Source organism: Streptomyces sp. NBC_01334 (assembly GCF_035983595.1).
In the GTDB taxonomy this organism is placed as follows: domain Bacteria; phylum Actinomycetota; class Actinomycetes; order Streptomycetales; family Streptomycetaceae; genus Streptomyces; species Streptomyces coriariae.
This window is the reverse complement of record NZ_CP130718.1, coordinates 2,698,711-2,725,036: the sequence shown is the minus strand read 5'-3', so window position 1 is coordinate 2,725,036 and position 26,326 is coordinate 2,698,711. Positions and strand designations below refer to the sequence as shown.

21 protein-coding genes and 1 tRNA gene are annotated in these 26,326 nt (G+C 70.7%); 8 read left to right on the top strand and 14 right to left on the bottom strand.

The features are described from left to right. Positions 1-5 precede the first annotated feature (5 nt). Complete coding sequence (locus tag OG736_RS12395; protein ID WP_327182475.1) at positions 6-779, bottom strand: helix-turn-helix domain-containing protein; 774 nt, start codon at positions 777-779, stop codon at positions 6-8. 80 nt (positions 780-859) lie between these two features. Further along, positions 860-942, bottom strand: a tRNA-Leu gene (locus OG736_RS12390). Between the two features lie 100 nt (positions 943-1,042). Between OG736_RS12390 and OG736_RS12385 the strand changes: the two genes are divergently transcribed. Then, positions 1,043-1,699 (top strand): ANTAR domain-containing response regulator, encoded by a 657-nt coding sequence (locus OG736_RS12385; RefSeq protein ID WP_020131824.1) that lies wholly within the window; start codon positions 1,043-1,045, stop codon positions 1,697-1,699. A 75-nt stretch (positions 1,700-1,774) separates the two neighbouring features. Here the strand turns inward: OG736_RS12385 and OG736_RS12380 are convergent, their stop codons facing one another. The 9 genes from OG736_RS12380 to OG736_RS12340 all read right to left on the bottom strand — a co-directional run bounded on the left by OG736_RS12380 (position 1,775) and on the right by OG736_RS12340 (position 11,787). Next, the gene (locus OG736_RS12380) at positions 1,775-2,491 is read right to left on the bottom strand and encodes an ABC transporter ATP-binding protein (RefSeq protein ID WP_327182474.1); all 717 of its coding nucleotides are present in this window, start codon (positions 2,489-2,491) and stop codon (positions 1,775-1,777) included. Beyond that, the gene (locus OG736_RS12375) at positions 2,488-3,402 is read right to left on the bottom strand and encodes an ABC transporter ATP-binding protein (protein ID WP_020131826.1); all 915 of its coding nucleotides are present in this window, start codon (positions 3,400-3,402) and stop codon (positions 2,488-2,490) included. Before OG736_RS12375 ends, OG736_RS12380 begins: the two co-directional genes overlap by 4 nt. A gap of 5 nt (positions 3,403-3,407) precedes the next feature. Then, positions 3,408-5,234 (bottom strand): branched-chain amino acid ABC transporter permease, encoded by a 1,827-nt coding sequence (locus tag OG736_RS12370; protein WP_327182473.1) that lies wholly within the window; start codon positions 5,232-5,234, stop codon positions 3,408-3,410. Positions 5,235-5,239: 5 nt separating this feature from the next. Beyond that, positions 5,240-6,172, bottom strand: coding sequence for a branched-chain amino acid ABC transporter permease (locus OG736_RS12365; protein ID WP_327182472.1), 933 nt, complete (start codon positions 6,170-6,172; stop codon positions 5,240-5,242). A 110-nt stretch (positions 6,173-6,282) separates the two neighbouring features. Next, positions 6,283-7,509: a branched-chain amino acid ABC transporter substrate-binding protein gene (locus tag OG736_RS12360; protein WP_054242940.1), complete on the bottom strand. Its 1,227-nt coding sequence runs from the start codon at positions 7,507-7,509 to the stop codon at positions 6,283-6,285. Positions 7,510-7,780: 271 nt separating this feature from the next. Then, the gene (locus OG736_RS12355; RefSeq protein WP_327182471.1) at positions 7,781-8,473 is read right to left on the bottom strand and encodes a Tat pathway signal sequence domain protein; all 693 of its coding nucleotides are present in this window, start codon (positions 8,471-8,473) and stop codon (positions 7,781-7,783) included. After that, entirely contained in the window at positions 8,470-8,895 is a 426-nt protein-coding gene (locus OG736_RS12350; RefSeq protein ID WP_327182470.1) for a hypothetical protein, read from the bottom strand. Before OG736_RS12350 ends, OG736_RS12355 begins: the two co-directional genes overlap by 4 nt. Positions 8,896-8,967: 72 nt before the next feature. Beyond that, a complete protein-coding gene (locus OG736_RS12345) occupies positions 8,968-9,456 on the bottom strand; it encodes a hotdog fold thioesterase (RefSeq protein WP_142269815.1) in 489 nt (162 codons plus the stop codon). Between the two features lie 51 nt (positions 9,457-9,507). Then, a complete protein-coding gene (locus tag OG736_RS12340) occupies positions 9,508-11,787 on the bottom strand; it encodes an FdhF/YdeP family oxidoreductase (RefSeq protein WP_327182469.1) in 2,280 nt (759 codons plus the stop codon). Positions 11,788-11,976: 189 nt separating this feature from the next. On the opposite strand from OG736_RS12340, the gene polA reads away from it, so the two are divergent. Both polA and OG736_RS12330 read left to right on the top strand, forming a co-directional pair. Then, positions 11,977-14,700, top strand: coding sequence for a DNA polymerase I (gene polA, locus OG736_RS12335; RefSeq protein WP_327182468.1), 2,724 nt, complete (start codon positions 11,977-11,979; stop codon positions 14,698-14,700). A 236-nt stretch (positions 14,701-14,936) separates the two neighbouring features. Beyond that, positions 14,937-15,374 (top strand): hypothetical protein, encoded by a 438-nt coding sequence (locus OG736_RS12330; protein WP_327182467.1) that lies wholly within the window; start codon positions 14,937-14,939, stop codon positions 15,372-15,374. Here OG736_RS12330 and OG736_RS12325 read toward each other — a convergent pair. Continuing rightward, on the bottom strand, positions 15,340-16,263 hold the full coding sequence (locus OG736_RS12325) for a DUF4184 family protein (protein WP_327182466.1): 924 nt from the start codon (positions 16,261-16,263) through the stop codon (positions 15,340-15,342). The two genes, OG736_RS12330 and OG736_RS12325, sit on opposite strands and share 35 nt — an antisense overlap. A gap of 356 nt (positions 16,264-16,619) precedes the next feature. On the opposite strand from OG736_RS12325, the gene OG736_RS12320 reads away from it, so the two are divergent. From OG736_RS12320 to OG736_RS12310, 3 genes are all read left to right on the top strand, one after another. After that, positions 16,620-18,362, top strand: coding sequence for a lytic transglycosylase domain-containing protein (locus tag OG736_RS12320; RefSeq protein WP_327182465.1), 1,743 nt, complete (start codon positions 16,620-16,622; stop codon positions 18,360-18,362). 156 nt (positions 18,363-18,518) lie between these two features. Continuing rightward, on the top strand, positions 18,519-18,653 hold the full coding sequence (locus tag OG736_RS12315) for an SPW_0924 family protein (protein WP_142269809.1): 135 nt from the start codon (positions 18,519-18,521) through the stop codon (positions 18,651-18,653). A gap of 39 nt (positions 18,654-18,692) precedes the next feature. After that, positions 18,693-19,685, top strand: a complete 993-nt coding sequence (locus OG736_RS12310) for a cell envelope lipid trafficking protein PgfA (protein WP_327182464.1) — start codon at positions 18,693-18,695, stop codon at positions 19,683-19,685. Here the strand turns inward: OG736_RS12310 and hrpB are convergent. Both hrpB and OG736_RS12300 read right to left on the bottom strand, forming a co-directional pair. Beyond that, on the bottom strand, positions 19,675-22,248 hold the full coding sequence (gene hrpB / locus OG736_RS12305) for an ATP-dependent helicase HrpB (RefSeq protein WP_327187592.1): 2,574 nt from the start codon (positions 22,246-22,248) through the stop codon (positions 19,675-19,677). The two genes, OG736_RS12310 and hrpB, sit on opposite strands and share 11 nt — an antisense overlap. A 102-nt stretch (positions 22,249-22,350) precedes the next feature. After that, a complete protein-coding gene (locus OG736_RS12300) occupies positions 22,351-23,235 on the bottom strand; it encodes a class I SAM-dependent methyltransferase (protein WP_327182463.1) in 885 nt (294 codons plus the stop codon). A 318-nt stretch (positions 23,236-23,553) separates the two neighbouring features. Between OG736_RS12300 and rpsA the strand changes: the two genes are divergently transcribed. Next, positions 23,554-25,062, top strand: a complete 1,509-nt coding sequence (gene rpsA, locus OG736_RS12295) for a 30S ribosomal protein S1 (RefSeq protein WP_057599462.1) — start codon at positions 23,554-23,556, stop codon at positions 25,060-25,062. A gap of 267 nt (positions 25,063-25,329) precedes the next feature. Continuing rightward, positions 25,330-26,268 (top strand): PAC2 family protein, encoded by a 939-nt coding sequence (locus OG736_RS12290; RefSeq protein WP_327182462.1) that lies wholly within the window; start codon positions 25,330-25,332, stop codon positions 26,266-26,268. The last annotated feature ends 58 nt before the right edge of the window (positions 26,269-26,326 follow it).

Here is a 26,326-nt window from a genome sequence, read left to right as displayed (position 1 = left end):
TCGGGTCAGTACTTGGGGCCTACGTGGGTGTCCACGAGGGCTACGGCGGCTCTCTTGGCGATGGAGACGTTCCTGGGGTTCGCCATTTTCCATTCGACGCCCACGTGGTCCAGCGTGTCGGTGAAGAGGCGGACGATGTCACCCGACAGGTTGCTGAAGAAGTAGCGCGGGTATTCGTAGCGCTTGCGTACACCGTCGATGGTCTTCTCGGTCCAGTTGGTGATGCGGCATCCGTCGGAGTGGATGAGACCGCGGATGAACTCCCAGGGATGCTCGTGGACGATGGCCTGCTGCCAGGGTTCCAGGGCGATCCGCCGTTCGTGCTTCTTGCCGGGGCCGTGCTGGGGGAAGAGGCACCAGAGGTGTTTGGAGTAGAGCTTCACCTCATGGCAGCCCTTCCGGCGGACCCGGCAGACCGAGTTTCCGGAGAAGACCGACCGCATGGCTTGTTCGCATTCGTCCACTAGCCCGGGATGGGCATCAGCGCAAGAGATGGACAGGCTGGGTACTCGCATCGCGCGGTTCTGGATGATGTGGCCGTCCCCGAGGTACAGACCCAAGAGGTAGCAGTAGGCGGGCGAGTCCAATTCGTCTTCGCATCGAGGGCACGGAGGTTGAGTGCGCCCGGGACACTCGCCGCGTTTCGCACGGTCCATGTGCTTCCAGTAGCTGACCGTGCCCAGCGGGATGTTGAACTGGCGAGCCACATCAGCGTTCCGGGTGCCGTTGCGCAACAACGTGACGGCCTTCTGTCGAACCTCGGTGCCATGAAAGTTCATACGAACACGTTGCGTGACTGGCGGTGACCGTGCGCAGCAAAAAGCGGAGGATCACGCGAACGTGATCCTCCGCCTATCGGTGCCGGGTGCGGGACTCGAACCCGCAAGCCCTCTCGGGCAGATGTGTTTGAGACATCCGTGTATGCCATTCCACCAACCCGGCAGGCCTGGCTGGTCGGAAGCATACCGGGTCACCGTACTTGCCCGCCTCTAGGTAGGCTGCATAAGCAGCAGTACTGCCCGGCCCGCAACAAGGAGCCCCCGTGACCGCCCCCGAGTCGCCCCAGCCCGTAGACGCGCCCGACGACGACAAGTCGCACGTGCCTCCGCTGACGACCCGTGTCGTCATCGCCGAGGACGAGGCCCTGATCCGCCTCGACCTCAAAGAGATGCTGGAGGAGGAGGGCTACAGCGTCGTAGGCGAGGCCGGTGACGGTGAGCAGGCGATCGAGCTCGCGCGCGAGCACAAGCCGGACCTGGTCATCCTCGACGTGAAGATGCCCAAGATGGACGGCATCTCCGCCGCCGAGAAGATCGCCGAGGAGCGCATCGCGCCGGTGCTGATGCTGACGGCGTTCTCGCAGCGCGATCTCGTCGAGCGGGCGCGGGACGCCGGTGCGATGGCGTACCTGGTGAAGCCGTTCAGCAAGAGTGACGTCGTCCCGGCGATCGAGATGGCCGTCTCGCGGTTCACGGAGCTGCGGGAGCTGGAGAACGAGGTCGCGGACCTCACCCTTCGCCTGGAGACGCGCAAGCTGGTGGACCGGGCGAAGTCGATTCTGCAGACGGAGTACGGGCTGACGGAGCCGGCGGCGTTCCGCTGGATCCAGAAGACGTCGATGGATCGCCGTATGTCGATGCAGCAGGTGGCGGAGGCGGTCATCCAGGACGCGGACGAGAAGAAGTCGTCCAAGGGCTGAGCAAGCACGGTGGAGCAAAAGACGAGGCCCGCGCCCGGAGAAGGGGCGCGGGCCTCGTCGTGTGCGAGGGGGTGCTCAGTCCTCGCCGAGGTACGCCTTGCGGACGGACTCGTCGTGGAGGAGGTCCTGGCCGCTGCCGGAGAGGACGATCTTGCCGATCTCCATGACGTGGCCGTGGTCGGCGAGCGACAGGGCGGCCTGGGCGTTCTGCTCGATGAGCAGGATGGTCATGCCCTGGGCCTTGAGCTCGACGATGGTGGACATGATCTTCTGCATCATGATGGGGGAGAGGCCCATGGAGGGCTCGTCCAGCATGAGCAGTTTGGGCTGGGACATGAGGGCGCGGCCCATGGCGAGCATCTGCTGTTCGCCGCCGGACAGGGTTCCGGCGGCCTGCTTGCGGCGCTCTCCCAGGATGGGGAAGAGGTCGTAGGCGCGCTGGATGTCCTTTTCGATGCCGGGCTTGTCGCTGCGGAGGAAGGCGCCGAGGCGGAGGTTGTCCTCGATCGTCATGCGCGGGAAGATGTGCCGCCCCTCGGGGGAGTGGGCGAGTCCGAGCGAGACGATGTCGTGGGCGGGGATCTTCTTCAGCGATTTGCCGTTGAACCTGATCTGGCCGCCGACCGGCTTGAGCAGGCCGGACAGGGTGCGCAGGGTGGTGGTCTTGCCCGCGCCGTTGGTGCCGATCAGGGTGACGACCTCGCCGGCCTCGACCTTGAACGAGATGCCTTTGACGGCCTCGATCTTGCCGTAGGCGACCCGGAGGTCCTCGACTTCGAGCAGTGCGGTCATCGGTCGTTCTCCTTGCCGGGCGCGGCGTCCGTCGGGGTGGCGGCGCTCTCGGCTTTCGCTTCGGCGGCCTCGACTTCGGCTATTTCTTCGTCGCCGGGGGCGTTTTCGAAGGGTTCGCCGAGGTAGGCGGCGACCACTCGTTCGTCGCCCTGGACGGTGGCGCTGTCGCCTTCGACGAGCTTTTCGCCCTGGACGAGGACGGCGACGCGGTCGCAGAGGTTGAAGATGAAGCGCATGTCGTGCTCGATGACGAGGACGGCGATGCCCTTGTCGCGGATGGCGAAGACGAGTTCTTCGGTCGCGCGGGTTTCCTGGGGGTTCATGCCGGCGGTGGGCTCGTCCAGGAGGAGGAGGCCGGGCTCGCTGGCGAGTGCGCGGGCGATTTCGAGCTTGCGCTGTTCGCCGTAGGGCAGGTTGCGGGCGAGGTGGTCGGCCTTCTTCTCGAGGCCGATGAACTCCAGGAGTTCCATGGCGCGTTCGCGGCTGGCGGCTTCGGCGCGGTGGAAGGAGGGCAGGCGCAGGACGGCCGACCAGAAGCCTTCCTTGGTGCGGGTGTGGCGGCCGACGAGGACGTTTTCCAGGACGGTCATGTTGGAGAACAGACGGATGTTCTGGAAGGTGCGGGCGATGCCTGCGGCCGTGACCTTGAAGGACTTGGGCGGCAGGACGGTGCCCTTGTAGCGGACTTCGCCCTCGGTGGGGATGTAGAGGCCGGTGAGGCAGTTGAAGAAGGTGGTCTTGCCGGCGCCGTTGGGGCCGATGAGGCCGACGATTTCTCCGGCGTTGACGTGGAGGTTGACGTCGCGGACGGCGGTGAGGCCGCCGAAGCGCATCGTGACGCCGCGGGCGTCGAGCACCGTCTCGCCGACAGGGGCGACAGGGGCGTCCTTGGTGGTGGTGTCGGTGGTCATGGTGGTCAGGCCCCTGCCTTGGTCAGGACGGTGGGAGCTTCCGCGTCCTCGTGGAACTCGAGCTGGCGGCGCCGGTTGGGGATGAGGCCTTCCGGTCGGAAGCGCATCAGCAGGATGAGGGCGAGGCCGAAGGCGAAGAGCTGGTAGTCGCCCAGGAACTGGAGCTTGTTGGGGATGAGGAAGAGCAGTGCCGCGCCGATGAGGGGGCCGCTGATGGTGCCCATGCCGCCGAGGACGACTGCGGCGAGGAGGAAGGCCGAGTTGGGCGGGATGGGGCCGGCGAAGAGGTACTGCTCGGGGGTCACGGTGTAGGTGACGTGGGCCTGGACGGTGCCGGCGAGGCCGGCGAGGGAGGCGCCGACGGCGAAGGCGATGAGCTTGACGCGGAAGCCGTTGATGCCCATGGCGAGGGCGGCGGTCTCGTCCTCGCGGATGGCGACCCAGGCGCGGCCGATGCGGGAGTCGCCGCTGCGTCGGAAGACGAGGACGACGATGGCGGTGATGACGAGCATCAGGAAGAAGTAGTTGGCGAAGCGGCCGATGGTGAATCCGGCGATGGCGTGTTCGGCTCCGAAGTCGAACCCGAGGATGTTGAGGTTCGGGATGGAGGAGATGCCGTTGGAGCCGTTGGTGATGTCGGGGCCGGAGGTGCCGTCGAGGTTGTTGGCGGTGATGCGGAAGATCTCGCCGAAGCCGAGGGTGACGATGGCGAGGTAGTCACCGCGCAGTCGCAGGGTCGGGGCGCCGATGAGGACGCCGAAGACGAGGGATGCGGCGGCTCCGACGAGGACGGCGGCCCAGAACGGGAAGTGCACGTCGAAGGGGGAGCTGGGGGAGCCGGAGACCATGGCGGCGGCGTAGGCGCCGACGCCGAGGAAGGCGACGTAGCCGAGGTCGAGGAGGCCGGCGAGGCCGACGACGATGTTGAGGCCGAGGGCGACGGTGCCGAAGATGAGGATGTAGACGCCGACGGTGGCGTACTGGTCGTCGGTCTGGGTGAAGGGGAACATCGCGGCGGCGACGAAGGCGCCGCAGATGGTGATGTTCTGGTGGCGGGCCGTGATCTGGCTGGCCTGGGCGACGAGGCCGGACTTGTTGAGTGCGGCGAAGCCGAAGGCGGCGGTGATCAGGAAGCCGATGAAGAGTTCGTCGTACTCGGTGCCGATGCCGTATGTGAAGACGGTGAGGCCGAGGCCGAGGACGGCGACGATGATCAGGATCTCGGCGTAGGAGGGCAGGGCGCCGAGGGGGCGGGTGGTGCCGCCGGCGAAGGCTGCCTTGGTGGTGTCGCGTCCGGCGCGGAGGCGGTGGCGGACGAGGTCCCAGCCGGTGTCGTCCGGGTCGTGGGGTTCGGGTTCGGGGCGCTCGAACGGGAGGGCGAGGGCGCCGAGGAAGGCGGCGAGGGTGGCGAGGGCGGCGATGTAGCCGCCGGGCTCGAGGTTGACGACGCCGCCGAGGTCGACGGTGATGGCGATGACCGTGTACCAGACGGTGGCGAAGGCGGCGAGGGCGGCGAATTTGATCGCGCCGTCGGCGCCGGCCGGGGTGAGCCAGCGCAGGCCCTTCACACCGTAGGAGGACAGGCCGAAGAGGGTGGTGAGGGCGCCGCCGATGAGGGCGAGGACCTGGAGGCCGCCGGGGTAGCCGTAGACGGTGAGGTCGCCGGGGAAGGCGGAGGTCCAGGTCCAGGCGAGGAAGGTGGAGACGACGGTGAGGGCGCCGCCACCGGTGGCGAGGGCGCGGCCGAGGTGTGCCGGGATGCCGATGAGGCCGGTGGCCGGCCCGGAGGCGGGGGTGCTCGGGGTCTCGGGTGCGGTGGTCTGTGTGGTCATCGGTGTCACGCCCTGTCCGCGACGCGCTCGCCGAGCAGGCCTTGTGGCCTGAACAGCAGTACGAGGATGAGAAGTACGAAGGCCCAGACGTCGGCCCAGGACTGGCTGCCGAACTTGTCCATGCCGGGGATGTCGGCGATGTAGGCGGTGGCCAGGGTTTCGGCGATGCCGAGGACCACGCCGCCGATCATGGCGCCGTAGATGTTGCCGATGCCGCCGAGGACGGCTGCGGTGAAGGCCTTGAGGCCGAGGATGAAGCCCATGCGGTAGTCGATCTGGCCGTACTTCAGGCCGTAGGCGACACCGCCGATGGCGGCGAAGACGGCGCCGAGGGCGAAGGCGATCACGATGATGCGGTCGGTGTTGACGCCCATGAGCTTGGCGGTGTCCGGGTCCTGCGCGGTGGCCTGCATGCCGCGTCCGGTGCGGGTCTTCATGACGAAGTAGGCGAGGACGGCCATGCTGATGGGGGCGGCGGCGAGGAGGAAGATGTCACCGGTCTGGATGGTGACGTCGCCGATGTGGAAGGGGCCGCCCTCGATCTGGGGGAAGGTGCGGGCCGAGGTGGCTTCCGGGTACCAGGCCCAGACCGCCTGCTGGAGGGCCAGGGAGAGGCCGATGGCGGTGATGAGGGGGGCGAGGCGGGGTGCGCCGCGCAGGGGGCGGTAGGCGAACCGTTCCGCTCCGATGGCGACGAGGACGGCGACCAGGACGGCGCCGATGAGCATGAGCGGCAGGGCTATCCACATGGTCGTGCCGTTCGGCAGTACCCAGAGGTAGACGGAGAGAGCCCCGAAGGCGCCCGTCATGAAGATCTCGCCGTGGGCGAAGTTGATGAGCTGGACGATGCCGTAGACCATTGTGTAGCCAATGGCGACCAGCCCGTACATGGATCCCAGTAGCAGGCCGTTGACCAGCTGCTGCGGCAGTTCGTTCACCGCATGTCCTCCGAGACGTTCGGATAATTTCGACGTGTGTGTCCGGATGTGAGTTCGCGCGGGGCGCCAGTGGAACAGCGCCCCGCGCGGCTCGTGTGATGCGGGGTGGGTCAGCCGGAGTAGGTGCCGGACTTGACCGGCTTCCAGGCGCCGTTCTCGACGGCGTAGACGGTGAGCTGCTTGTTGGTGGCGTCACCGAACTCGTCGAAGGAGACCTTGCCGGTCACACCGTCGAAGGAGACGTTCTGCATGGCGGCGGTGACCTTGGCGCGGGCGTCGTCGGGAAGCTTGCCGTCGTTGTCGTCGACGACCTTCTTCACGGCTTCGATGATCGCCCAGGCCGAGTCGTAGGAGTAGCCGCCGTAGGCCTCGTAGGCCTCCTTGTAGCCCTCGGTCTTGTAGTTGGCGACGAACTCCTTGGCGGAGGGGAGCTGCTCGACCGGTGCGCCGACGGAGGTGGCGAGGTCGCCGGCGGCGGTGGCGCCGGCCAGCTTGATGAAGTCGGCGCTGTAGATGCCGTCACCGCCGACCACGGGGATCTTGGCGCCGGCGGCCTTGATCTGCTTGCTCAGGGGGCCGGCCTGCGGGTACTCGCCGCCGTAGTAGACGACGTCGGCGCCGGAGGTCTTGACCTTGGTGGCGATGGCCGAGAAGTCCTTGCTGTCCGGGTTGATGTGCTCGGTGCCGGCCACCGTGCCGCCGAGCTTCTTGAACTCCTCGGTGAAGGTTCCGGCGAGGCCGGCGCCGTAGGTCTTCTTGTCGTCGATGACGAAGACCTTCTTCTTCTTGGCGTCGTTGATCAGGTACTGCGCGGCGAACGGGCCCTGGATGGCGTCCGTGGTCGCGGTGCGGAAGTACGACTTGTAGACGCGCTTCTTGGAGGTCGCCCAGTCGGTGCCCTGGGTGAGCGCCGGGTTGGTGTTGGCCGGGGAGACCTCGACGAGCTTGGCGTCGTCGAAGACCTTCTGCATCGACTCGGCGACGGAGGAGTTCAGCGGGCCGACCACGCCGAGGACGGACTTGTCGGCGACGAGCTTGGTGGCGTTCTGCTGGCCCGAGGACGGCTGGGCCTGGTCGTCGAGCGCCTCGATCTTGAAGGTGATGCCGTCGACGTACTTCTGCTTGTTGGCCGTCTTGGCGGCGAGGTCGACGGAGTTCTTGATGCCGAGGCCCAGCGCGGACAGGTCGCCGGTCAGCGGGGCGTCGATACCGATGGTGACGGTGGTGCCACCGCTGTCGGAGCCCTTGTCGTCGCTGTCTCGCGAACCGCAAGCGGTGAGGGTGAGCGCTCCTGCGGACAGCGCGGCGGTAATGGCGATGAGCGAACGTTGACGCACGTTCCAGTCCTTTCCCTGGGCGGCCCTCCCCCCTGGAAGAGGCCGAGTCGAGCGCTGGGCCGAAGGGGTATTCCAGCCGCGCGGTGACTGGGCGTGACTCTAAGCGGGTGAAGCTGACGGGGAGGAGGGTCTGACCGATGCTGTGACGCTCTTGTTATGACACGAGGTAATGCAGAGCGGTACTTGGTGGGTGGAACAGCTGAATTCAGGCCGATTCGCCCTGTCCGCATGGTGAGAACGTGCAGGACGAACCCGGGTACGTTCAGGTGTCTCAGGCGTTTTGGTGATTACTTGATTCGTTGCTACAGGCGACTTGTATGGCCGCGGAGAGGTCGTGCGCATAGCGCGTGCCGAGGATGAAACTGTGGACTTGTATTGCGCGCGCATTACGTAGAGTTACGTCCACGAAAGGGAGCCCGACGTTCTTCGGCACTTTTCCGCATTCCGTTACATGCATGGTGATGACGACCTTGCGGGCGGAACCCGCTTTTGTCCTGAAGGGGGCCCGGGGGGCCGAGGTCAGGGAAAGCCCGAGGTACGGCTGGGCGAGCCGGGTCACGGTGACCGGCGGGCCGGACTCCACGCCGAGCACCAGGTCGAAGGCGAAGGTGCGAGGGCGGGTGCCGGGCGGTACGGCGACCTCGCCGAGGTAGCTGACGTCCACCACCTGGGACGGGAACGGCGGTGCGGGGGCCGCCTGTTCGGCGTCGTGCGGCCGCGTCGCCCAGAGGTAGCCGCCCGCGAGGAGGACCGCCGTGGCGAGGACGGCCGACGCGGCCCGGCGGTGCGCGGCAGGGCGGCGGCCGAGCCCACGGAGCAGGCGGGCGGCGGGAGTCGAGGCGTCCGCGCCGAGGGCGCCGGGGGCGTCGGCGTGGACGGATGCGGGCGCGGGTGCGTGGGCGGCCTCGGGGGTCTCCCACGCGTGTGTGCCCTCTCCGGGCTCCACGGGGCCGACGCCGCTCACTGCCAGGGACCCTCGGTCGGGCCGCCGGAGCGGTACCGGTCCGCGCAGCCCTCGGCCGCCTCGCGGCCGATCAACTCGTCCGCCGCGTCGGCCCCTTGACGCTTCTTCGCGGTCCGCGCGGCGTCCACGACGGTCCGCAGGATCTCGTACTGCCCGTTGGACAGCCCCATCGACTGGTAGTCCCCGTAGGCGGTGCTGTCCAGGACCTCGCGCGACCAGTGGGCGACGATGCGGGTGCACAGCTCCTCGGGCGAGGTGGTGGACGTCGGCGGCGACGGGGTGCCGCTCGCGCCGGCGCTCCCGGAGGCTCCGCAGCCGGTCGCCAGCAGCCCCGCCAGCAGCCCCGCCGACAAGGCCGCCGGCAACGCCGGTCCGGGCAGCCGCCCCGCCGCCCCCGCCCGTGGGGCTCCTCCCGTGGTCATGCCCCGACGCTAGGCCGCCGCGGTGGCGGTGGGCAACGGCCGCGCGTGGGTCACCCTCCGGAGCCGGTGCCTTCAGTGGGCGGCGCGCACCTGGGCACCGTCGCCGGCCCGGACGTCCCGCAGCAGACAGGTGAGCCGCGCGGTGCACACGCGCCGGCCCTCCTGGTCGCTGATCACGATCTCGTACGTCGCGGTGGAGCGCCCCTGGTGCACGGGCGTGGCCACGCCGGTGACCAGGCCGGAGCGGACTCCGCGGTGGTGGGTGCAGTTCAGGTCGACACCGACGGCGATCTTGGTGCTGCCGCCGTGCAGCATGGAGCCCACCGAGCCGAGGGTCTCGGCGAGGACCGCGGAGGCGCCGCCGTGCAGCAGGCCGTAGGGCTGGGTGTTGCCCTCGACCGGCATGGTGCCGACGACCCGGTCCGCGGAGGCCTCGACGATCTCCACGCCCATGCGGGTGCCGAGGTGTCCGGCGGAGAACAGGGCCAGGATGTCGATGCCGAGTGCCGCGTACTCGTCGATGACCTCTTGCGGGAACTTCACGTGCTGCTGCTCGCCCATGGGGCCCGGCTCCGTTCGTCGATCACAGTCCAGCGTGACTTAAGCAAACGCTCAGTCGGTGGTCGATTGTTCCAGACGGACGACGACGGACTTGCTGGCCGGGGTGTTGCTCGTGTCGGCGGTGGCGTCCAGCGGGACCAGGACGTTGGTCTCCGGGTAGTACGCGGCGGCGCAGCCCCGGCTGGTCGGGTACAGCACGACCCGGAAGCCGGGCGCCCGCCGCTCCACGCCGTCCCGCCATTCGCTCACCAGGTCCACGTAGGAGCCCTCGGCGAGCCCGAGAGTGCGCGCGTCCTCGGCGTTGACCAGGACCACCCGGCGGCCGTTCTTGATGCCCCGGTAGCGGTCGTCGAGGCCGTAGATCGTGGTGTTGTACTGGTCGTGCGAGCGCAGCGTCTGCAGGAGCAGCCGGCCCTCGGGCAGCCGGGGGTACTCGACGGGGGCCGCGGTGAAGTTGGCCTTGCCGGTCGTGGTGGGGAAGCGGCGCTCGTCGCGCGGGGCGTGCGGGAGGGTGAAGCCCTCGGGGCGGGCCACGCGCGCGTTGAAGTCGTCGAAGCCCGGGATCACGCGCGCGATGCGGTCGCGTATCGTCGCGTAGTCCTTCTCGAACTCCTCCCACGGCACCTTGCTGTCCTCGCCGAGCACGCGGCGCGCGAGGCGGCAGACGATGGCGGGCTCGGACAGCAGGTGCGCGCTCGCGGGCGCGAGGCGGCCGCGTGAGGCGTGCACCATGCCCATGGAGTCCTCGACGGTCACGAACTGCTCGCCGCCGCCCTGGAGGTCGCGCTCGGTGCGGCCGAGCGTCGGCAGGATCAGCGCCCGCGCGCCCGTCACGACGTGCGAGCGGTTGAGCTTCGTCGACACGTGCACCGTCAGCCGGGCGCGCCGCATGGCCGCCTCGGTGACCTCGGTGTCCGGGGAGGCGGAGACGAAGTTGCCGCCCATCGCGAAGAACAGCTTCGCCTCGCCGTCGCGCAGTGCGCGGATCGCGCGGACGACGTCGAAGCCGTGCTCGCGCGGGGGCGCGAAGCCGAACTCCTTCTCCAGGGCGTCCAGGAAGGCGGGCGCGGGCCGCTCGAAGATGCCCATGGTGCGGTCGCCCTGCACGTTCGAGTGGCCGCGCACCGGGCACACGCCCGCGCCGGGACGGCCGATGTTGCCGCGCAGCAGAAGGAAGTTGACGACCTCGCGGATCGTCGGCACGGAGTGCTTGTGCTGGGTGAGGCCCATGGCCCAGCAGACGATGGTGCGCTCGGAGGCGAGCACCATGCGCAGGGTCTCCTCGATCTCCGCGCGCGTGAGGCCGGTCGCGGTGAGCGTCTCGTCCCAGTCGGCGGTGCGGGCCGCGTCGGCGAACTCCTCGAAGCCATGGGTGTGTTCGGCGATGAACGCCTCGTCGAGCGCGCCGTCGGTGTCGAGGACGAGCTTGTTGAGGAGGCGGAAGAGGGCCTGGTCGCCGCCGATGCGGATCTGGAGGAAGAGGTCGGTCAGCGCCGCGCCCGCGGTGAGGCCCTTGGGAGTCTGCGGGTTCTTGAAGCGTCCCAGGCCCGCCTCGGGCAGCGGGTTGACGCTGATGATCTTCGCGCCGCCGGCCTTGGCCTTCTCCAGGGCGGACAGCATGCGCGGGTGGTTGGTCCCCGGGTTCTGCCCGGCGACGATGATCAGGTCGGCCTGGTAGAGGTCCTCGAGCAGGACACTGCCCTTGCCGATGCCGATGGTCTCCGACAGGGCCGAGCCGGACGACTCGTGGCACATGTTGGAACAGTCCGGGAGGTTGTTCGTGCCGAGCTCGCGCGCGAACAGCTGGTAGAGGAACGCGGCCTCGTTGCTGGTGCGGCCCGAGGTGTAGAACACGGCCTCGTCGGGAGAGGCGAGCGCGGCGGTCTCCTCGGCGATGATGTCGAAGGCGCGCTCCCAGGTCACCGGTTCGTAGCGCTCCCCGCCTTCGGGGAGGTACATGGGATGCGTGAGACGGCCCTGCTGGCCGAGCCAGTAGCCGCTGCGGCCGGCGAGGTCGGCGACCGGGTGCGCGGCGAAGAACTCGGGGGTGACCCGGCGCAGGGTCGCCTCCTCGGCGACCGCCTTCGCGCCGTTCTCACAGAACTCGGCGGTGTGCCGGTGCTCGGGCTCGGGCCAGGCGCAGCCGGGGCAGTCGAAGCCGTCCTTCTGGTTGACGCGCAGCAGGGTCAGCGCGGTGCGCTTCACACCCATCTGCTGCTGGGCGATCCGCAGGGAGTGCCCGACGGCCGGCAGGCCCGCCGCCACCTGCTTCGGCTCGGCGACCTGCGGAGCGTCCTGGACCGGATCGGCCTTGGGGGGCTTCGTTGCCATCGCGCGCTCTCCTTCGCTCGCCTGCGCCACACACCGCATGGATCCTCGCACGAGCCGCCGACAGTGTGGATGCGCGGGCCGGTCGGCGGGCGGGAGCAAAGCTTGCGGCGGACGGCGGGCGGCCCGCGGAACCCCGTGAGCCGTGACGGCCGGGACCGACTGTCGGTGGGGCGTGGCAGGATCGGGGGCGTGGCAGAGACAGCAGCGAAGAAGACCGACACCCCCGCCGGCAGCCGGCCCCGCCTGATGCTCATGGACGGGCACTCGCTGGCCTACCGCGCGTTCTTCGCGCTGCCCGCGGAGAATTTCACCACCGCGACGGGCCAGCCGACGAACGCGATCTACGGTTTCGCGTCGATGCTGGCCAACACCCTGCGTGACGAGGCGCCCACGCACTTCGCGGTCGCGTTCGACGTGTCCCGCAAGACATGGCGCTCCGAGGAGTTCACCGAGTACAAGGCGAACCGCTCCAAGACACCCGACGAGTTCAAGGGCCAGGTCGAGCTGATCGGCGAGCTGCTCGACGCGATGCACGTGTCCCGGTTCGCGGTGGACGGCTTCGAGGCCGACGACGTCATCGCCACGCTCGCCACCCAGGCCGAGGCCGAGGGCTTCGAGGTGCTGATCGTCACCGGCGACCGTGACTCCTTCCAGCTGGTGTCCGAGCACACCACGGTCCTGTATCCGACGAAGGGCGTCTCGGAGCTGACCCGGTTCACCCCGGAGAAGGTCGTCGAGAAGTACGGGTTGACGCCCGCCCAGTACCCCGACTTCGCGGCGCTGCGCGGCGACCCGTCCGACAACCTGCCGGGCATCCCCGGCGTCGGTGAGAAGACGGCCGCGAAGTGGATCAACCAGTTCGGTTCGTTCGCGGACCTCGTCGAGCGCGTCGAGGAGGTCAAGGGCAAGGCCGGGCAGAACCTGCGCGACCACCTGGAGGCCGTCAAGCTCAACCGGCGCCTCACCGAGATGGTCCGCACCGTCGAGCTGCCGAAGACGGTCGTCGAGCTGGAGCGCGCCCAGTACGACCGCACGGCCGTCGCGATGATCCTGGACACCCTGGAGATCAGGAACCCGTCCCTGCGCGAGCGGCTGTTCGCCGTCGACCCCGGCGGCGAGGAGGCCGAGGCGACGCCGGTGATCACCGGCGGAGTGGAGCTGGACGGCACGGTGCTGGGCACCGGCGAGCTGGCCGGCTGGCTCGCGGAGCACGGCACCGACACCCTCGGCGTCGCCACCGTCGACGCCTGGGCGCTGGGCGCCGGCTCGGTCGCCGAGGTCGCGCTCGCCGCGGCCGGGGGAGCGGCCGCCTGGTTCGACCCGGCGGAGCTCGACGAGGCCGACGAGAGCGCGTGGGCGGCCTGGATCGCCGCCGAGGACCGCCCCAAGGTCCTGCACAACGCCAAGGGCGCCATGCGGGTCTTCGCCGAGCACGGCTGGTCCGTCGCCGGCGTCGGCATGGACACCGCGCTCGCCGCCTACCTGGTCAAGCCGGGCCGCCGCTCCTTCGACCTGGACGCGCTGTCCCTGGAGTACCTGGGCCGTGAGCTGGCCCCGGCCGCCGCGGCCGACGGCCAGCTCGCCTTCGGCGCGGACGACGGCGCCGAGGCCGAGGCCCTCATGGTGCAGGCCCGCACGATCGTCGACCTGGGCGAGGCGTTCCGCGGCCGGCTGGAGGAGGTCGGCGCGGCCGACCTGCTGCGCAACATGGAGCTGCCGACCTCCGCTCTCCTGGCCCGCCTGGAGCGGCACGGCATCGCCGCCGACCGCGCCCACCTGGAGGCCATGGAGCAGATGTTCGCGGGCGCCGTCCAGCAGGCCGTGAAGGAGGCGCACGCGGCGGCCGGGCACGAGTTCAACCTGGGCTCGCCCAAGCAGCTCCAGGAGGTCCTCTTCGGCGAACTGGGCCTGCCGAAGACGAAGAAGACCAAGACCGGCTACACCACCGACGCCGACGCCCTGGCCTGGCTCGCGGGCCAGACGGACAACGAGCTGCCGGTCATCATGCTCCGCCACCGCGAACAGGCGAAGCTGCGGGTCACCGTCGAGGGCCTGATCAAGACGATCGCCGCGGACGGCCGCATCCACACCACGTTCAACCAGACCGTCGCCGCGACCGGCCGGCTGTCCTCCACCGACCCGAACCTCCAGAACATCCCCGTCCGCACCGACGAGGGCCGGGCGATCCGCCGCGGCTTCGTCGTCGGCGAGGGCTTCGAGTCCCTGATGACGGCCGACTACAGCCAGATCGAGCTGCGCGTGATGGCGCACCTGTCGGAGGACGCGGGCCTCATCGAGGCGTTCACCTCCGGCGAGGACCTGCACACCACGGCCGCCTCCCAGGTGTTCGGCGTCGAGCCCGCCGCCGTGGACGCGGAGATGCGGCGCAAGATCAAGGCGATGTCCTACGGCCTGGCGTACGGCCTGTCGGCGTTCGGCCTGTCCCAGCAGCTGAACATCGACGCGGGCGAGGCCCGCGGCCTGATGGACGCCTACTTCGAGCGCTTCGGCGGCGTCCGGGACTACCTGCGCCGCGCGGTCGACGAGGCACGGGCGACCGGCTACACGGCGACGCTCTTCGGCCGCCGCCGCTATCTGCCCGACCTCAACAGCGACAACCGTCAGCGCCGCGAGGCGGCCGAGCGCATGGCCCTCAACGCGCCGATCCAGGGCACGGCGGCGGACATCGTCAAGATCGCCATGCTCAAGGTGGACGCGGCCCTGCGCGCGGCGGACCTCAAGTCCCGCATGCTGCTCCAGGTCCACGACGAAATCGTCCTGGAGATCGCTCCCGGCGAGCGTGCGGCGGTCGAGGAGCTGGTCCGCCGGGAGATGGCCGGTGCCGTCCGGCTCAGGGCCCCGCTGGACGTGTCGGTCGGCGCGGGCGCGGACTGGGAGTCGGCGGCGCACTAGCCTTTTGCCGGGGGCGGCCCGCCGCTCTCCCCGGAGCAGAGGGACGGCCGGAACAGCTGGAAGGGGCTCTGCCGACACCGGCAGGGCCCCTTCGCATGCCTGGTGGGAGCCGGTGCCGTACGAGCCGGCGCTGTCGCGAGGGGTCCGGTCACCGCCGGTGCGTCCTCCGAAGGGCCCTCACCCGCGTGGCCCCCGAGAACAGGCCCCTGCCGGGTCCGGGCCACCAGGATGCCGCCATGGGTATACGCATGCTCCACCGTCGGAAGGCCCGCGTACGTGTTCACGCCACGGCGGCCGCGGACACGCGGTCCGGGCCCGGCGCGGCTTCCCGGACACGGCCGCGTCCCGCCCTCGCGCCGGGCGCCGCCACCGCCCGCATCCCGTGGATCCCCGGCGCGGCCCTGCGTGCGGCCGCCGCACGGCTCCGCGGTCCGGTTCTCACCCGGTTCCTGCCCCGGCTTCCGCCCGGGGTCCTGACCCGGTCCCTCGCCGGGTTCGTTTCCCGGAACGACAGCCGGCGGCGCCTGTGGGCCGAGGCGGTACGGGGTCGCCTGGCGCGGGCCCTCGGTGTCCTCGGCCGCCTCCGCGGCCGCCGGACGGCCCGTCGCATCCCCCTCTTCGTCGTGACGGCGCCCCCCGTCACCGAACGCCCGGGCGACTCCGCCGCACACTGACCCCGTCTGCGTCTGCGTCTGCGTCTGCGTCTGCGTCCGGCTGCCCGGCGCCGGCATCCCGGGCGACCGGATGAGCCGGGCGGGCCGGGCGAGCCGGGCGCCACAGGCGCACGCCGATCGCGTACAGCAGCACCCCCAGCACCAGCCCCGCGCCCGCCCCGAAGCACAGCGTCGGGATGAGCTCCCACGGCTTCGCCTCGCGCGCGCCCCAGTAATCCCACCACCGCGTCGCCCGCCGCACCGCCGCGACCAGTGCGCAACCGCCGATCACGGCACCCGCCCACCACCGGTCCCGCGCCGACAGCACCGCGACCCCCACCGGCTCGCCGTCCGGCGCCCGGCGCAGCGCGTACGTCACGAACGCGGCGAGCACGACCGCGGCCACGGCCGAACCCCCGTACTGGAGGTACCAGTACAGAGGCGAGCCGGCGATGTCCTCGCCGAGGACGGGGAACAGCCGCATGCCCCAGCGGTCAAGGTGCGTGAACGCGTCCCACACCACATGGGTCAGCGCACCGAGCGCCGCGGAGACGTACCACCACAGGGCGGTGGACGGCCGTACACGCGCGCGTGGCGCACCGCAGCGGGTCAGCGTGGCCGTCCGGCCCTGCCGGGACCGCGGCAGCAGCGCCACCAGCGGCTCGCGCACCAGCAGCCAGAGCCCCACCAGCACCCAGGCGACGAGCACGTCCACCGTGAACACGCCGGGGAGGGAGTGCGTGACGTCGCCGAACTCCATGGCCCCGGACAGGACACTCGCCGCGTAGTAGGTCATGTCGGGAGCGAAGGAGCCCGCCACCAGGGCGCCCGGGACGAGTTGCCCGCGGCCGGTGCCGTCGGCGCGCACGGCGGGCAGCACGGCCGCCGCGTGACTCAGCGTGAACGGCAACGGGGCTCCCGGGGGCGGACGTTGACGGGCCGGCCGGCCCGGTGATCTACGACGTCCAGTATGCGGGGCGTGGTTCCCGGCCAACGGCGCATGACCGGCTGGTGAAAACGGCACCCGAACGGGTGCCGGTGCAAAAGAAGTTGTCGTAGGGTCGCCTGGGTCGGTGTGCCCGAGGGCGCGTCGAACAGAACAGCAGAGCAGGGCAAACCGCCCATGAGTGCAACCGTCGGAGCGGGTTGATCGTCACACCGGTGACGGCGGCGGCAGCGGCAACGGCCACAACAGTGGCAACAGCCGCAACGGCAGGGTGCAGGCGAAGAGACGGGCGTACCGCGTCCACGGGAGGGTTTCACTTCATGTCGGCGCATTTCGGCACGAGGCTGCGCAAGGGAGCGGTCAACACGACCGTGGCCGCACTGGCGGTGGCGGCTCTGGCCGCGTCCCAGGCACCGGACGTCACGGCCGACGGCCACGGCAGACAGACCGCCGCCGACACCCCGTCCTCCGCCGACGACGGCAGCGGCATCGGTGACAGCGCCACCGGCAACTCGCCGTACTACACGGACCTGCCGCCGCTGAACAGCCCGAACCCCGCGCCGAGCGAGAGCTCCTCCACCACCCCGGCCGCCACCGGCACCACGGAGGCGGGGATCCCGGCGACCGTCCTGGACGCCTACAAGAAGGCCGAGGCGGAGCTGGCGCAGTCCAAGCCGGGCTGCAACCTGCCCTGGCAACTCCTCGCCGCCATCGGCAAGGTCGAGTCGGGCCAGGCCCGCGGCGGCAACGTGACCGCCGACGGCACCACCATCTCGCCGATCCTCGGCCCGGTCCTCAACGGCGTCGGCTTCGCGAACATCAGCGACACCGACAACGGCGCGTACGACGGCGACAGCACCTACGACCGTGCCGTGGGCCCCATGCAGTTCATCCCGTCCACCTGGGCGTGGGCGGGCCGTGACGGCAACGCCGACGGCAAGAAGGACCCCAACAACATCTACGACGCCGCGCTCGCCGCCGGCCACTACCTGTGCCGCTACGACTGGGACATGTCGGCCACGTCCGGGATGCGCAGCGCGATCCTCAGCTACAACAACTCGACGGACTACCTGAACACCGTCCTGTCGTGGCTGGAGTACTACCGCAAGGGCACGCACGAGATCCCCAACGGCACCGGTACCGTGCCGGACAACCGCAGCGACGACGGCACCGGCTACCCGCCCACCTCGCCGTCCACCCCGTCGACGCCCAGCACCCCCAGTACGCCCGACACGCCGAACAAGCCGTCGACGCCCGGCAAGCCCAACACCCCGACGACGCCCAGCACCCCGACGCCCACCCCGACCCCGACCCCGACGCCGACCGAGACGGTCGGTCACCTCGAGGACGCGGGTACGGCGAGCCTCTCCGCCACGGCGGGCGACGCGTTCACCGAACGCATCAGCACCCGCGCGGAGACGGCGGCCGGCAAGGCCGTCGCCAAGGTCCGGATCCGCTTCACCGTCGTCGGCGACACCGACGCCACCTTCACGGGCGGCGAGAGCGTCGCCACGATCGTCACCGACGCCAAGGGCGTCGCCCTCGCGCCCGCCCTCCAGGCGGGCGAGAAGACCGGCGGCTTCACCGTCCGGGCCACGGTCCTCGGCCGTACGCTGTCCGCCCTCGACTACAGGGCCACCGTCACCGCCCGCGCCGCCGACACCCTCGCCCGCACCGGCAGCACCGCGCTGACCTGCACCGCCGGCGGCAAGTTCGCCGACCGGGTCGAGGTGAAGGCCACCTACAAGGGCGCCGTCGCGGACAAGGTCGCGGCCACCGCCACCCTGATCAAGTCGGCCGACGACACGACCACGAACGACAAGGGCCCCTACTTCAAGGACGCCGCCGGCAACCCCGTCCGCACCCTGGACCTCCAGACGGACGCGAACGGCCTGCTGACGCTGCCCGAGCTGTACGCGGACGACACCGCCGGCACCTATCTGCTGCGCATCACCACCACGGGCGGAGCGACCCTGACGGTCGAACTCACCGTCACGGCGGCCGAGGCCTCGACGCCCACCCCGACGCCCAGCGAGTCGGAGTCGACGCCCACCGGCTCGTAGGCCTCCCTCGGACCCTGCTCCGGACTCCGTTCCGAGCCACGACGGCGGCGCCCCTGTCTCCACAGGGGCGCCGCCGTCGTGCGCTACGTGTTCTCATCTCACCCGCCCGTTGCTACGGTGCCCGACCTGACGTCCCGTCAGCTCCGGGAGGACCGTATGCGTGCCCTGATCGCCGCCGCGACCGGTCTCGCCGTCGCGCTCGCCCTGGTCCTCACCATCGCCGCACTGGGCACACCGGCCGGCCGGACCTCCCCGAAGCCACTGCTGACGACGGTCCCCGCACACCCCTAGCCGCCCCGCCCGCCGGTTCCGCCCGCGAAGGAGGCCGAGATGCGCCGCAAGGCCAGCCTGATCCTGCTCGCCCTCGCCGTGTTCTTCGCGGCGCTGTCCCCCCTGCTGCGCTGGTACGCCTACCCGCGCCTGGCCAAGATCCCGGCGAACGAATACCAGACCATGGTCCTGGAGGCCAAGAACGCCACCCTCCTCGACTACGGCAGCATGACCGCCCGCACCGTCCCCAAGGTCACCATCGTGCAGACCCTCAAGGGCGACGTGGAGGCCTCCGAGAAGATCGAGAAGACGGCCGGCCGGGACGTCGTCGTCTGGGACGGCCTGTCCTACGTCCAGGGTCCCGACGGCAAGATGGTCTCCAAGGTCCCCGAGCGGTACATCTTCGACGCCCACACCCAGGAACCCGTGCACGCCACCGGCGAGATGGTCGACGGCGACCCGGTACGCCGGGAGGGCATCGAGTTCAAGTGGCCGTTCCTGACGGAGAAACGGGACTACGAGTACTTCGACGCGCAGACCCGCACCACGGCCCCCATCCACTACCAGGGCACCCGGACCTTCCGCGGCCTTGACGTCTACTACTTCGAGCAGACCGTCCCCTGGACCAAGGTCGCCATGCCCCGGACGATGCCGGTCGCGGGCATCACCCCGGAGACCGTCGCCAAGACCGGCACCACCCGCTGGTACACCACGGTCCGCAAGTTCTGGGTCGAACCCGTCACCGGCGCGCCCGTCTACGGAGAGGAGATCCACCGGGAGGAACTCCGCGGCGGCACCCTGCTCGGCGGCCGCGCGAAGGTCACCGCCTTCGCCGGGCACGTGAAGATGCGCGAGGACTACATCGAGCACACCGTGTCCGTGATCAAGGCCAACCGCACCCTGGTCCTGCTGCTGACCGCCTACCTGCCCTGGGGCTTCCTCCTGCTCGGCGTCCTCCTGATGTGCCTCTCCCTCTACCTGGAGGCCCGCTCCCGCCGCCCGGACGGACCCGCCGCCGCCGAACCCGCCGCACCGCGGCCGGTCACCGCCTGAGCCGCGCGTTGGTGAACCGGGTCGGCTCGGCACTGGCCGGATCCTCGGGCCAGGGATGCCTCGGATACCGGCCGCGCAACTCGGCCCGCACCCCCTTGTAGCCGTCCTTCCAGAAGGAGGCGAGGTCGGCGGTGACGGCCGCGGGCCGCCCCGCGGGCGACAGCAGATGCACCAGCAACGGCACCCCGGCGACCCGCGGCGACTCCTGGAGCCCGAACATCTCCTGCAACTTCACCGCGAGGACCGGCCGCTCCGGGTCGGCGTAGTCGATCCGGATCCTGGACCCGCTCGGCACGGTGATCCGCTCCGGCGCCAGCTCCTCCAGCCGCGCCGCCTCGCCGGAGGCCCAGGGCAGCAGCCGTCCGAGCGCCTCCCCGGCACCGATCCGCCCGAGATCGCTCCGCCGCCGCGCCCGGCTCAGCTCGGGCTCCAGCCACTCGTCCACCCGCGCGCGCAGCGAGGCGTCGGAGACGTCGGGCCACGGCTCTCCCAGATGCCACCGCAGGAACGCCAGCCGCTGCCGCAGGACGTCCGCATCCGGCGACCACCGCAGCAACCGCAGCCCGTCCTTCTCCAGCCCCTCCACCAGCGCACCGCGCACGAGCCCGGCGTCGGCGTTCCGCAGCGGACGCACCGCCAGCTCCACGGCCCCCAACCGCTCCACCCGCCGTGCCACGACATCCCCGTCGGCCCAGTGGACCTCGTCCCGCTCGTCGAGCAGCGCGCCGGCCGCGAACCGGGCGACCTCCTCGTCCACGACCGCAGCGAGCTGCACGCGCGCGTGCCCCTTCCCCACCGGCCGGTCGGCGACGGCGACGGCCAGCCAGGGGGCCCCACGCAGATCGGTGCCCTCGCGGACCTCGGCCCGGGTACCGGAGACCATGAGGTAGGAACCCCCGTCGGCCCTGGCGAGCCGCTCCGGGAAGGCGAGGGCGACGACGAGCCCGGCGAGCGCGTCCGAACCGGCAGCATCCCCGCTGCCGTTTCCTCCGCTGCTGCCTGCTCGGGTGCTGTTCCCTCGGGTGCTGTTCCCTCCGGCGGCGGGCCCGGCAGGCGTCGAGCCTTCGGCGACGGCCCGCAGCCGGCGCACCTCCGCCCGCCACCGCGCGCCGTAGGCGTCACCCCCACGCCGCGCCGACCGCAGAGCCGCGGCCAGATCGTCGCCGTACTCCCGCGGCGCCTCCTCGCTGAGCAGCGCGACCACCTCGACGGCCCGCTCCACCCCCACCGACGCGGCCCCGTCCAGCAGAGCCCGGCCCAACCGGGGGTGCAGCCCCAGCCGGGCCAGCCGCAACCCCCGCTCGGTGGCCCGGCCGGCGGAGTCCACCGCCCCGATCGCCGTCAGCAGAGACCTCGCCGCCGCCATCGCCCCACCCGGCGGCGGGTCCAGCAGCGCCAGCCCGGAAGCGTCAGGATCGCCCCAGCACGCCGCCTGAAGGGCGAACGCCGTCAGATCGGCCACCCTGATCTCCGGGGCCGGGAACGACGGCAGACGGGCATCCTCCGCCTCCGCCCAGCACCGGTACACCGCACCCGGCGCCTCCCGCCCGGCCCGCCCCGCCCGCTGCCGGCCCGCCGCCTGCGAGGCACGCACCGTCGCGAGCGCGCTCAGCCCGCGCGCGTGGTCCACCCGAGGCTCCCGCGCCAGCCCCGAGTCGACGACCACCCGCACCCCCGGCACCGTCAGCGAGGACTCCGCCACGGAGGTCGCCAGGACCACCCGGCGCCGCTCCCCGGGAGCCAGCACCGCGTCCTGCACGGCCGCCGGCGCCCGCCCGTGCACCTGGAGCACGTCCACCCCGGCCGGCGCACCGAGGAGCCCCGCGACCCGCGCGATCTCCCCGACACCCGGCAGGAAGCACAACACGTCCCCCGACCGCTCGGCCAGCGCCCGCCGCACCACCGACGCCACATGTGCCAACAGCGCGGGATCCACCCGCATCCCGTGCGGCGGCCGCACGGGACGCGCCGGAGGCACCCAGACCACCTCGACACCGAACACGGAACCCTGCGCCTCCACCACCGGCGCCCCGCCCAGCAGCCGCGACCAGCCCGCCGTGTCCGTCGTCGCCGAGGCCGCCACCAGCCGCAGCTCGGGCCGCAGCGTCTCGCGCACGTCCCACAGGAACGCGGCCGAGGTGTCCGCGTCGAGATGCCGCTCATGGCACTCGTCCAGCACCACCACATCGACGCCCGACAGCTCCTGGTCGCGCTGAAGACGCTGGAGCAGCACACCGGTCGTGACGACCTCCACGCGCGTGTGCCGCCCGACGACCCGCTCCCCGCGCACGGTGTGGCCGACGCTCTCCCCGGGCCGCTCACCCAGCAGCCACGCCATCCGCCGGGCCGCCGCCCGCGCCGCGATCCGCCGCGGCTCGGCCACGAGCACCCGGCGCGCCGGCCCCTCGCCCAGCAGCCCGGCCAGCGCGAGCGGCACCAGCGTCGTCTTCCCGGTGCCCGGTGGCGCGGCGAGGACGGCCGTGCCGTGCCCGTCCAGGGCGTCGTTCAGGGCGGGCAGGGCGGCCCGCACGGGCAGCGCGTCCAGGGCGTCGTAACGGGGGATCACGCCCCCAGTGTCGTACGCCCGCGAAAACCACCCCGCACACGCACGCGCGCGTGCGTGTGCGGGGTGGGAGAGGAGGAGGGACGAGCGAGCGGGAGCCGGCTAGTCCCGCTCGCAGACGAAGACGGCCGTACCCGGGATCAGGTTCCCGCGCAGCGGGGACCAGCCGCCCCACTCCGAGGAGTTCCAGGCCGGCCACTCCGGCTCGACCAGGTCCACCAGCCGGAAACCGCCCGCCACGATGTCGCGGACCCGGTCGCCCAGCGTCCGGTGGTGCTCCACGTACACCGCATGGCCCTGGTCGTCCTGCTCGACATAAGGAGTGCGGTCGAAATAGGACGAGGACACGGTCAGCCCCTCCGGGCCCGGCTCGTCCGGGAACGCCCAGCGGATCGGGTGGGTCACCGAGAACACGAAACGGCCCCCGGGCCGCAGCACCCGCCGCACCTCCTTCAGGACCAGCACCGGGTCGGCCACGAAGGGCAGCGCCCCGTACGCCGAGCAGGCCAGGTCGAAGGAGGCGTCCGCGAAGGGCAGCGCGCCCGCGTCGGCGCACACCAGCGGGAACGAGCCGCCGATGCGCAGCGCGTGCTGGAGCTGGCGGTGCGAGAGATCCAGGGCGACCGGACGCGCGCCCTGCGCGGTCAGCCAGCGCGCGCACTGTGCCGCGCCGGCGCCGATCTCCAGGACCGACTTGCCCTTCAGCTCCTCCGGCGGGCCGAGCAGCTCCGCCTCCACCTCGTCCAGACCCTCGGGACCCCATACGAACCGGTCGTCGCCGAGGAAGGTGCCGTGCTCGATCTGGTATTCGTCCGCGTTGCGGTCCCACCAGCCCCGGTTGGCCCGGGAGCTCTCGGTGACGTCGGCGTCACGTCGGGTGGCTTCCGGCTCGAAGGCCGCCTCGGACGATTCAGGCTCTTGGATGATCGGCTCCCTCGTCGTACTCTTCCGTGCAACCCGCCCGTCGGTGTCACCCCCAGGTGTCACCGGTGAGGCTTCCTGCGGCCTGCGTGACCTCAGGAGAAAGGTTGTGTGCCGGGAATGCGGCGATCCGCCCCGGGTGTGCGCCTTCGCGCATTGACCCCGCCCGGCTGCCCCCGTATGCTACAAGTTGCGCTGCGGGCCTGCGCACCTCAGACGTAGCAGGCTGCGCTCGCATCTGTTGTTGTCCCCTCGGTTCTCGAGGCGCCATCACCGGGTTTCCGGTGGGGTGCTTCCTAAGCTGTCCGGCTTCTTCAGAGCGATCACGGGCTCCCGGCGTAGCAGTACCTACGACTCACTGTCCGTACCGGAGCCCTTTCCCACATGACGAGCAGCACCGAGACCACCTCTACCACGCCGCAGGTAGCGGTCAACGACATCGGTAACGAGGAAGCCTTCCTCGCCGCGATCGACGAGACGATCAAGTACTTCAACGACGGCGACATCGTCGACGGCGTCATCGTGAAGGTCGACCGGGACGAGGTCCTGCTCGACATCGGTTACAAGACCGAAGGCGTTATCCCGAGCCGCGAGCTCTCCATCAAGCACGACGTCGACCCCAACGAGGTCGTCGCCGTCGGTGACGAGATCGAGGCCCTTGTTCTCCAGAAGGAGGACAAGGAAGGCCGCCTGATCCTCTCGAAGAAGCGCGCCCAGTACGAGCGTGCCTGGGGCACCATCGAGAAGATCAAGGAAGAAGACGGGATCGTCACCGGTACCGTCATCGAGGTCGTCAAGGGTGGTCTCATCCTCGACATCGGCCTCCGTGGCTTCCTCCCGGCGTCCCTCGTCGAGATGCGCCGCGTCCGCGACCTCCAGCCGTACGTGGGCAAGGAGCTCGAGGCCAAGATCATCGAGCTGGACAAGAACCGCAACAACGTGGTCCTGTCCCGCCGTGCCTGGCTCGAGCAGACCCAGTCCGAGGTCCGCCAGACGTTCCTCACGACCCTCCAGAAGGGTCAGGTCCGCTCCGGCGTCGTCTCCTCGATCGTCAACTTCGGTGCGTTCGTGGACCTGGGTGGCGTCGACGGTCTGGTTCACGTCTCCGAGCTTTCCTGGAAGCACATCGACCACCCCTCCGAGGTTGTCGAGGTCGGCCAGGAAGTCACCGTCGAGGTCCTCGACGTCGACATGGACCGCGAGCGTGTCTCCCTGTCGCTGAAGGCGACCCAGGAAGACCCGTGGCAGCAGTTCGCCCGCACGCACCAGATCGGGCAGGTTGTTCCCGGTAAGGTCACGAAGCTCGTTCCGTTCGGTGCGTTCGTGCGCGTCGACGAGGGCATCGAGGGTCTGGTCCACATCTCCGAGCTGGCCGAGCGCCACGTGGAGATCCCGGAGCAGGTCGTCCAGGTCAACGACGAGATCTTCGTCAAGGTCATCGACATCGACCTCGAGCGCCGCCGCATCAGCCTCTCGCTGAAGCAGGCCAACGAGTCCTTCGGTGCCGACCCGGCCTCGGTCGAGTTCGACCCGACGCTGTACGGCATGGCCGCGTCGTACGACGACCAGGGCAACTACATCTACCCCGAGGGCTTCGACCCCGAGACCAACGACTGGCTCGAGGGCTTCGAGTCGCAGCGTGAGGTCTGGGAGAACCAGTACGCCGAGGCGCAGACGCGCTTCGAGCAGCACCAGGCTCAGGTCATCAAGTCCCGCGAGGCGGACGAGAAGGCCGCTGCCGAGGGTGGCGACGCGGCTGGTGCCGCTCCGGCCGCGTCCGGTGGCGGTGGCGGCGGTTCCTACTCCTCCGAGGGTGCCGACACGTCCGGCGCGCTGGCCTCGGACGAGGCGCTCGCCGCTCTGCGCGAGAAGCTGGCCGGCGGCCAGAGCTGAACTCCCCCGGCGGGGGTGACCCCAGCCGCTGAGGTTTAGCAGTGTGTCGAGGGCCCGCACCTTTCGAGGTGCGGGCCCTCGGTGCTGCCCGGAAGCGGGATCGCCGTCCGCCCCATGACCGCCCGCGCGCCCCCGACCCGGCCCGACCTCACCCGCTCCCCCCACCCGCGAGAAGCCGGCCGGAGTCATTCGATCAAGGCGCGTGGACCGGGAATGCCCACGGTCCGGCGCGCGTTGGACAGAAGGAACACGAGGGGAGCGGTCCAAGTGCTTGATCCGCAGGGTTTGTACGCATGGGAGCCGAAGGGCCTGGCAGTCGTCGACATGGCGCTGGCCCAGGAGTCGGCCGGACTTGTCATGCTCTACCACTTCGACGGATACATCGACGCGGGCGAGACCGGTGACCAGATCGTCGACCGGCTCCTCGACTCGCTGCCCCACCAGGTCGTCGCCCGCTTCGACCACGACCGGCTGGTCGACTACCGCGCCCGCCGCCCGCTGCTGACCTTCAAGCGCGACCGGTGGACCGAGTACGAAGAGCCGGCCATCGAGGTGCGACTGGTGCAGGACACCACCGGTGCACCCTTCCTCCTGCTGTCCGGACCCGAACCGGACGTGGAATGGGAACGCTTCGCCGTCGCCGTCAAGCAGATCGTGGAGCGGCTCGGCGTCCGCCTCTCGGTGAACTTCCACGGCATCCCCATGGGCGTCCCGCACACCCGCCCCGTGGGCCTCACCCCGCACGGCAACCGCACGGACCTCATGCCGGGCCACCGCAGCCCCTTCGACGAGGCCCAGGTCCCCGGCAGCGCCGAGGCGCTCGTCGAGTACCGCCTCATGGAAGCCGGGCACGACATCCTGGGCGTCGCCGCACACGTCCCGCACTACATCGCCCGTTCGGCGTACCCGGACGCCGCCCTGACCGTCCTGGAAGCGATCACGGCGGCCACCGGCCTGGTCCTGCCCGGCATCGCGCACGCCCTGCGCACGGACGCCCACCGGACGCAGACCGAGATCGACCGTCAGATCCAGGAGGGCGACGAGGAACTCACCTCCCTCGTCCAGGGCCTGGAGCACCAGTACGACGCCGCCGCCGGCGCCGAGACCCGCGGCAACATGCTCGCCGAGCCCGTCGACATCCCGTCGGCGGACGAGATCGGGCAGGAGTTCGAGCGGTTCCTCGCCGAGCGCGAGGGCGAAGGCTGACCGCTCCGGCCGAGCGTTCGCAGCCGAGCGTTCCGGTCGGGCATTGCGGCCGCGCAAG

Excerpts from the sequence above, each read along its gene's own strand:
- OG736_RS12315 (WP_142269809.1), top strand. The coding sequence starts at position 18,519 with ATGCGTGCCCTGATCGCCGCCGCGACCGGTCTCGCCGTCGCGCTCGCC.
- OG736_RS12370 (WP_327182473.1), bottom strand. The coding sequence starts at position 5,234 with ATGACCACACAGACCACCGCACCCGAGACCCCGAGCACCCCCGCCTCC.
- rpsA (WP_057599462.1), top strand. The coding sequence starts at position 23,554 with ATGACGAGCAGCACCGAGACCACCTCTACCACGCCGCAGGTAGCGGTC.
- OG736_RS12395 (WP_327182475.1), bottom strand. The coding sequence starts at position 779 with ATGAACTTTCATGGCACCGAGGTTCGACAGAAGGCCGTCACGTTGTTG.
- OG736_RS12345 (WP_142269815.1), bottom strand. The coding sequence starts at position 9,456 with ATGGGCGAGCAGCAGCACGTGAAGTTCCCGCAAGAGGTCATCGACGAG.
- OG736_RS12330 (WP_327182467.1), top strand. The coding sequence starts at position 14,937 with ATGGGTATACGCATGCTCCACCGTCGGAAGGCCCGCGTACGTGTTCAC.
- OG736_RS12350 (WP_327182470.1), bottom strand. The coding sequence starts at position 8,895 with ATGACCACGGGAGGAGCCCCACGGGCGGGGGCGGCGGGGCGGCTGCCC.
- OG736_RS12320 (WP_327182465.1), top strand. The coding sequence starts at position 16,620 with ATGTCGGCGCATTTCGGCACGAGGCTGCGCAAGGGAGCGGTCAACACG.
- OG736_RS12375 (WP_020131826.1), bottom strand. The coding sequence starts at position 3,402 with ATGACCACCGACACCACCACCAAGGACGCCCCTGTCGCCCCTGTCGGC.
- OG736_RS12310 (WP_327182464.1), top strand. The coding sequence starts at position 18,693 with ATGCGCCGCAAGGCCAGCCTGATCCTGCTCGCCCTCGCCGTGTTCTTC.
- OG736_RS12340 (WP_327182469.1), bottom strand. The coding sequence starts at position 11,787 with ATGGCAACGAAGCCCCCCAAGGCCGATCCGGTCCAGGACGCTCCGCAG.
- OG736_RS12380 (WP_327182474.1), bottom strand. The coding sequence starts at position 2,491 with ATGACCGCACTGCTCGAAGTCGAGGACCTCCGGGTCGCCTACGGCAAG.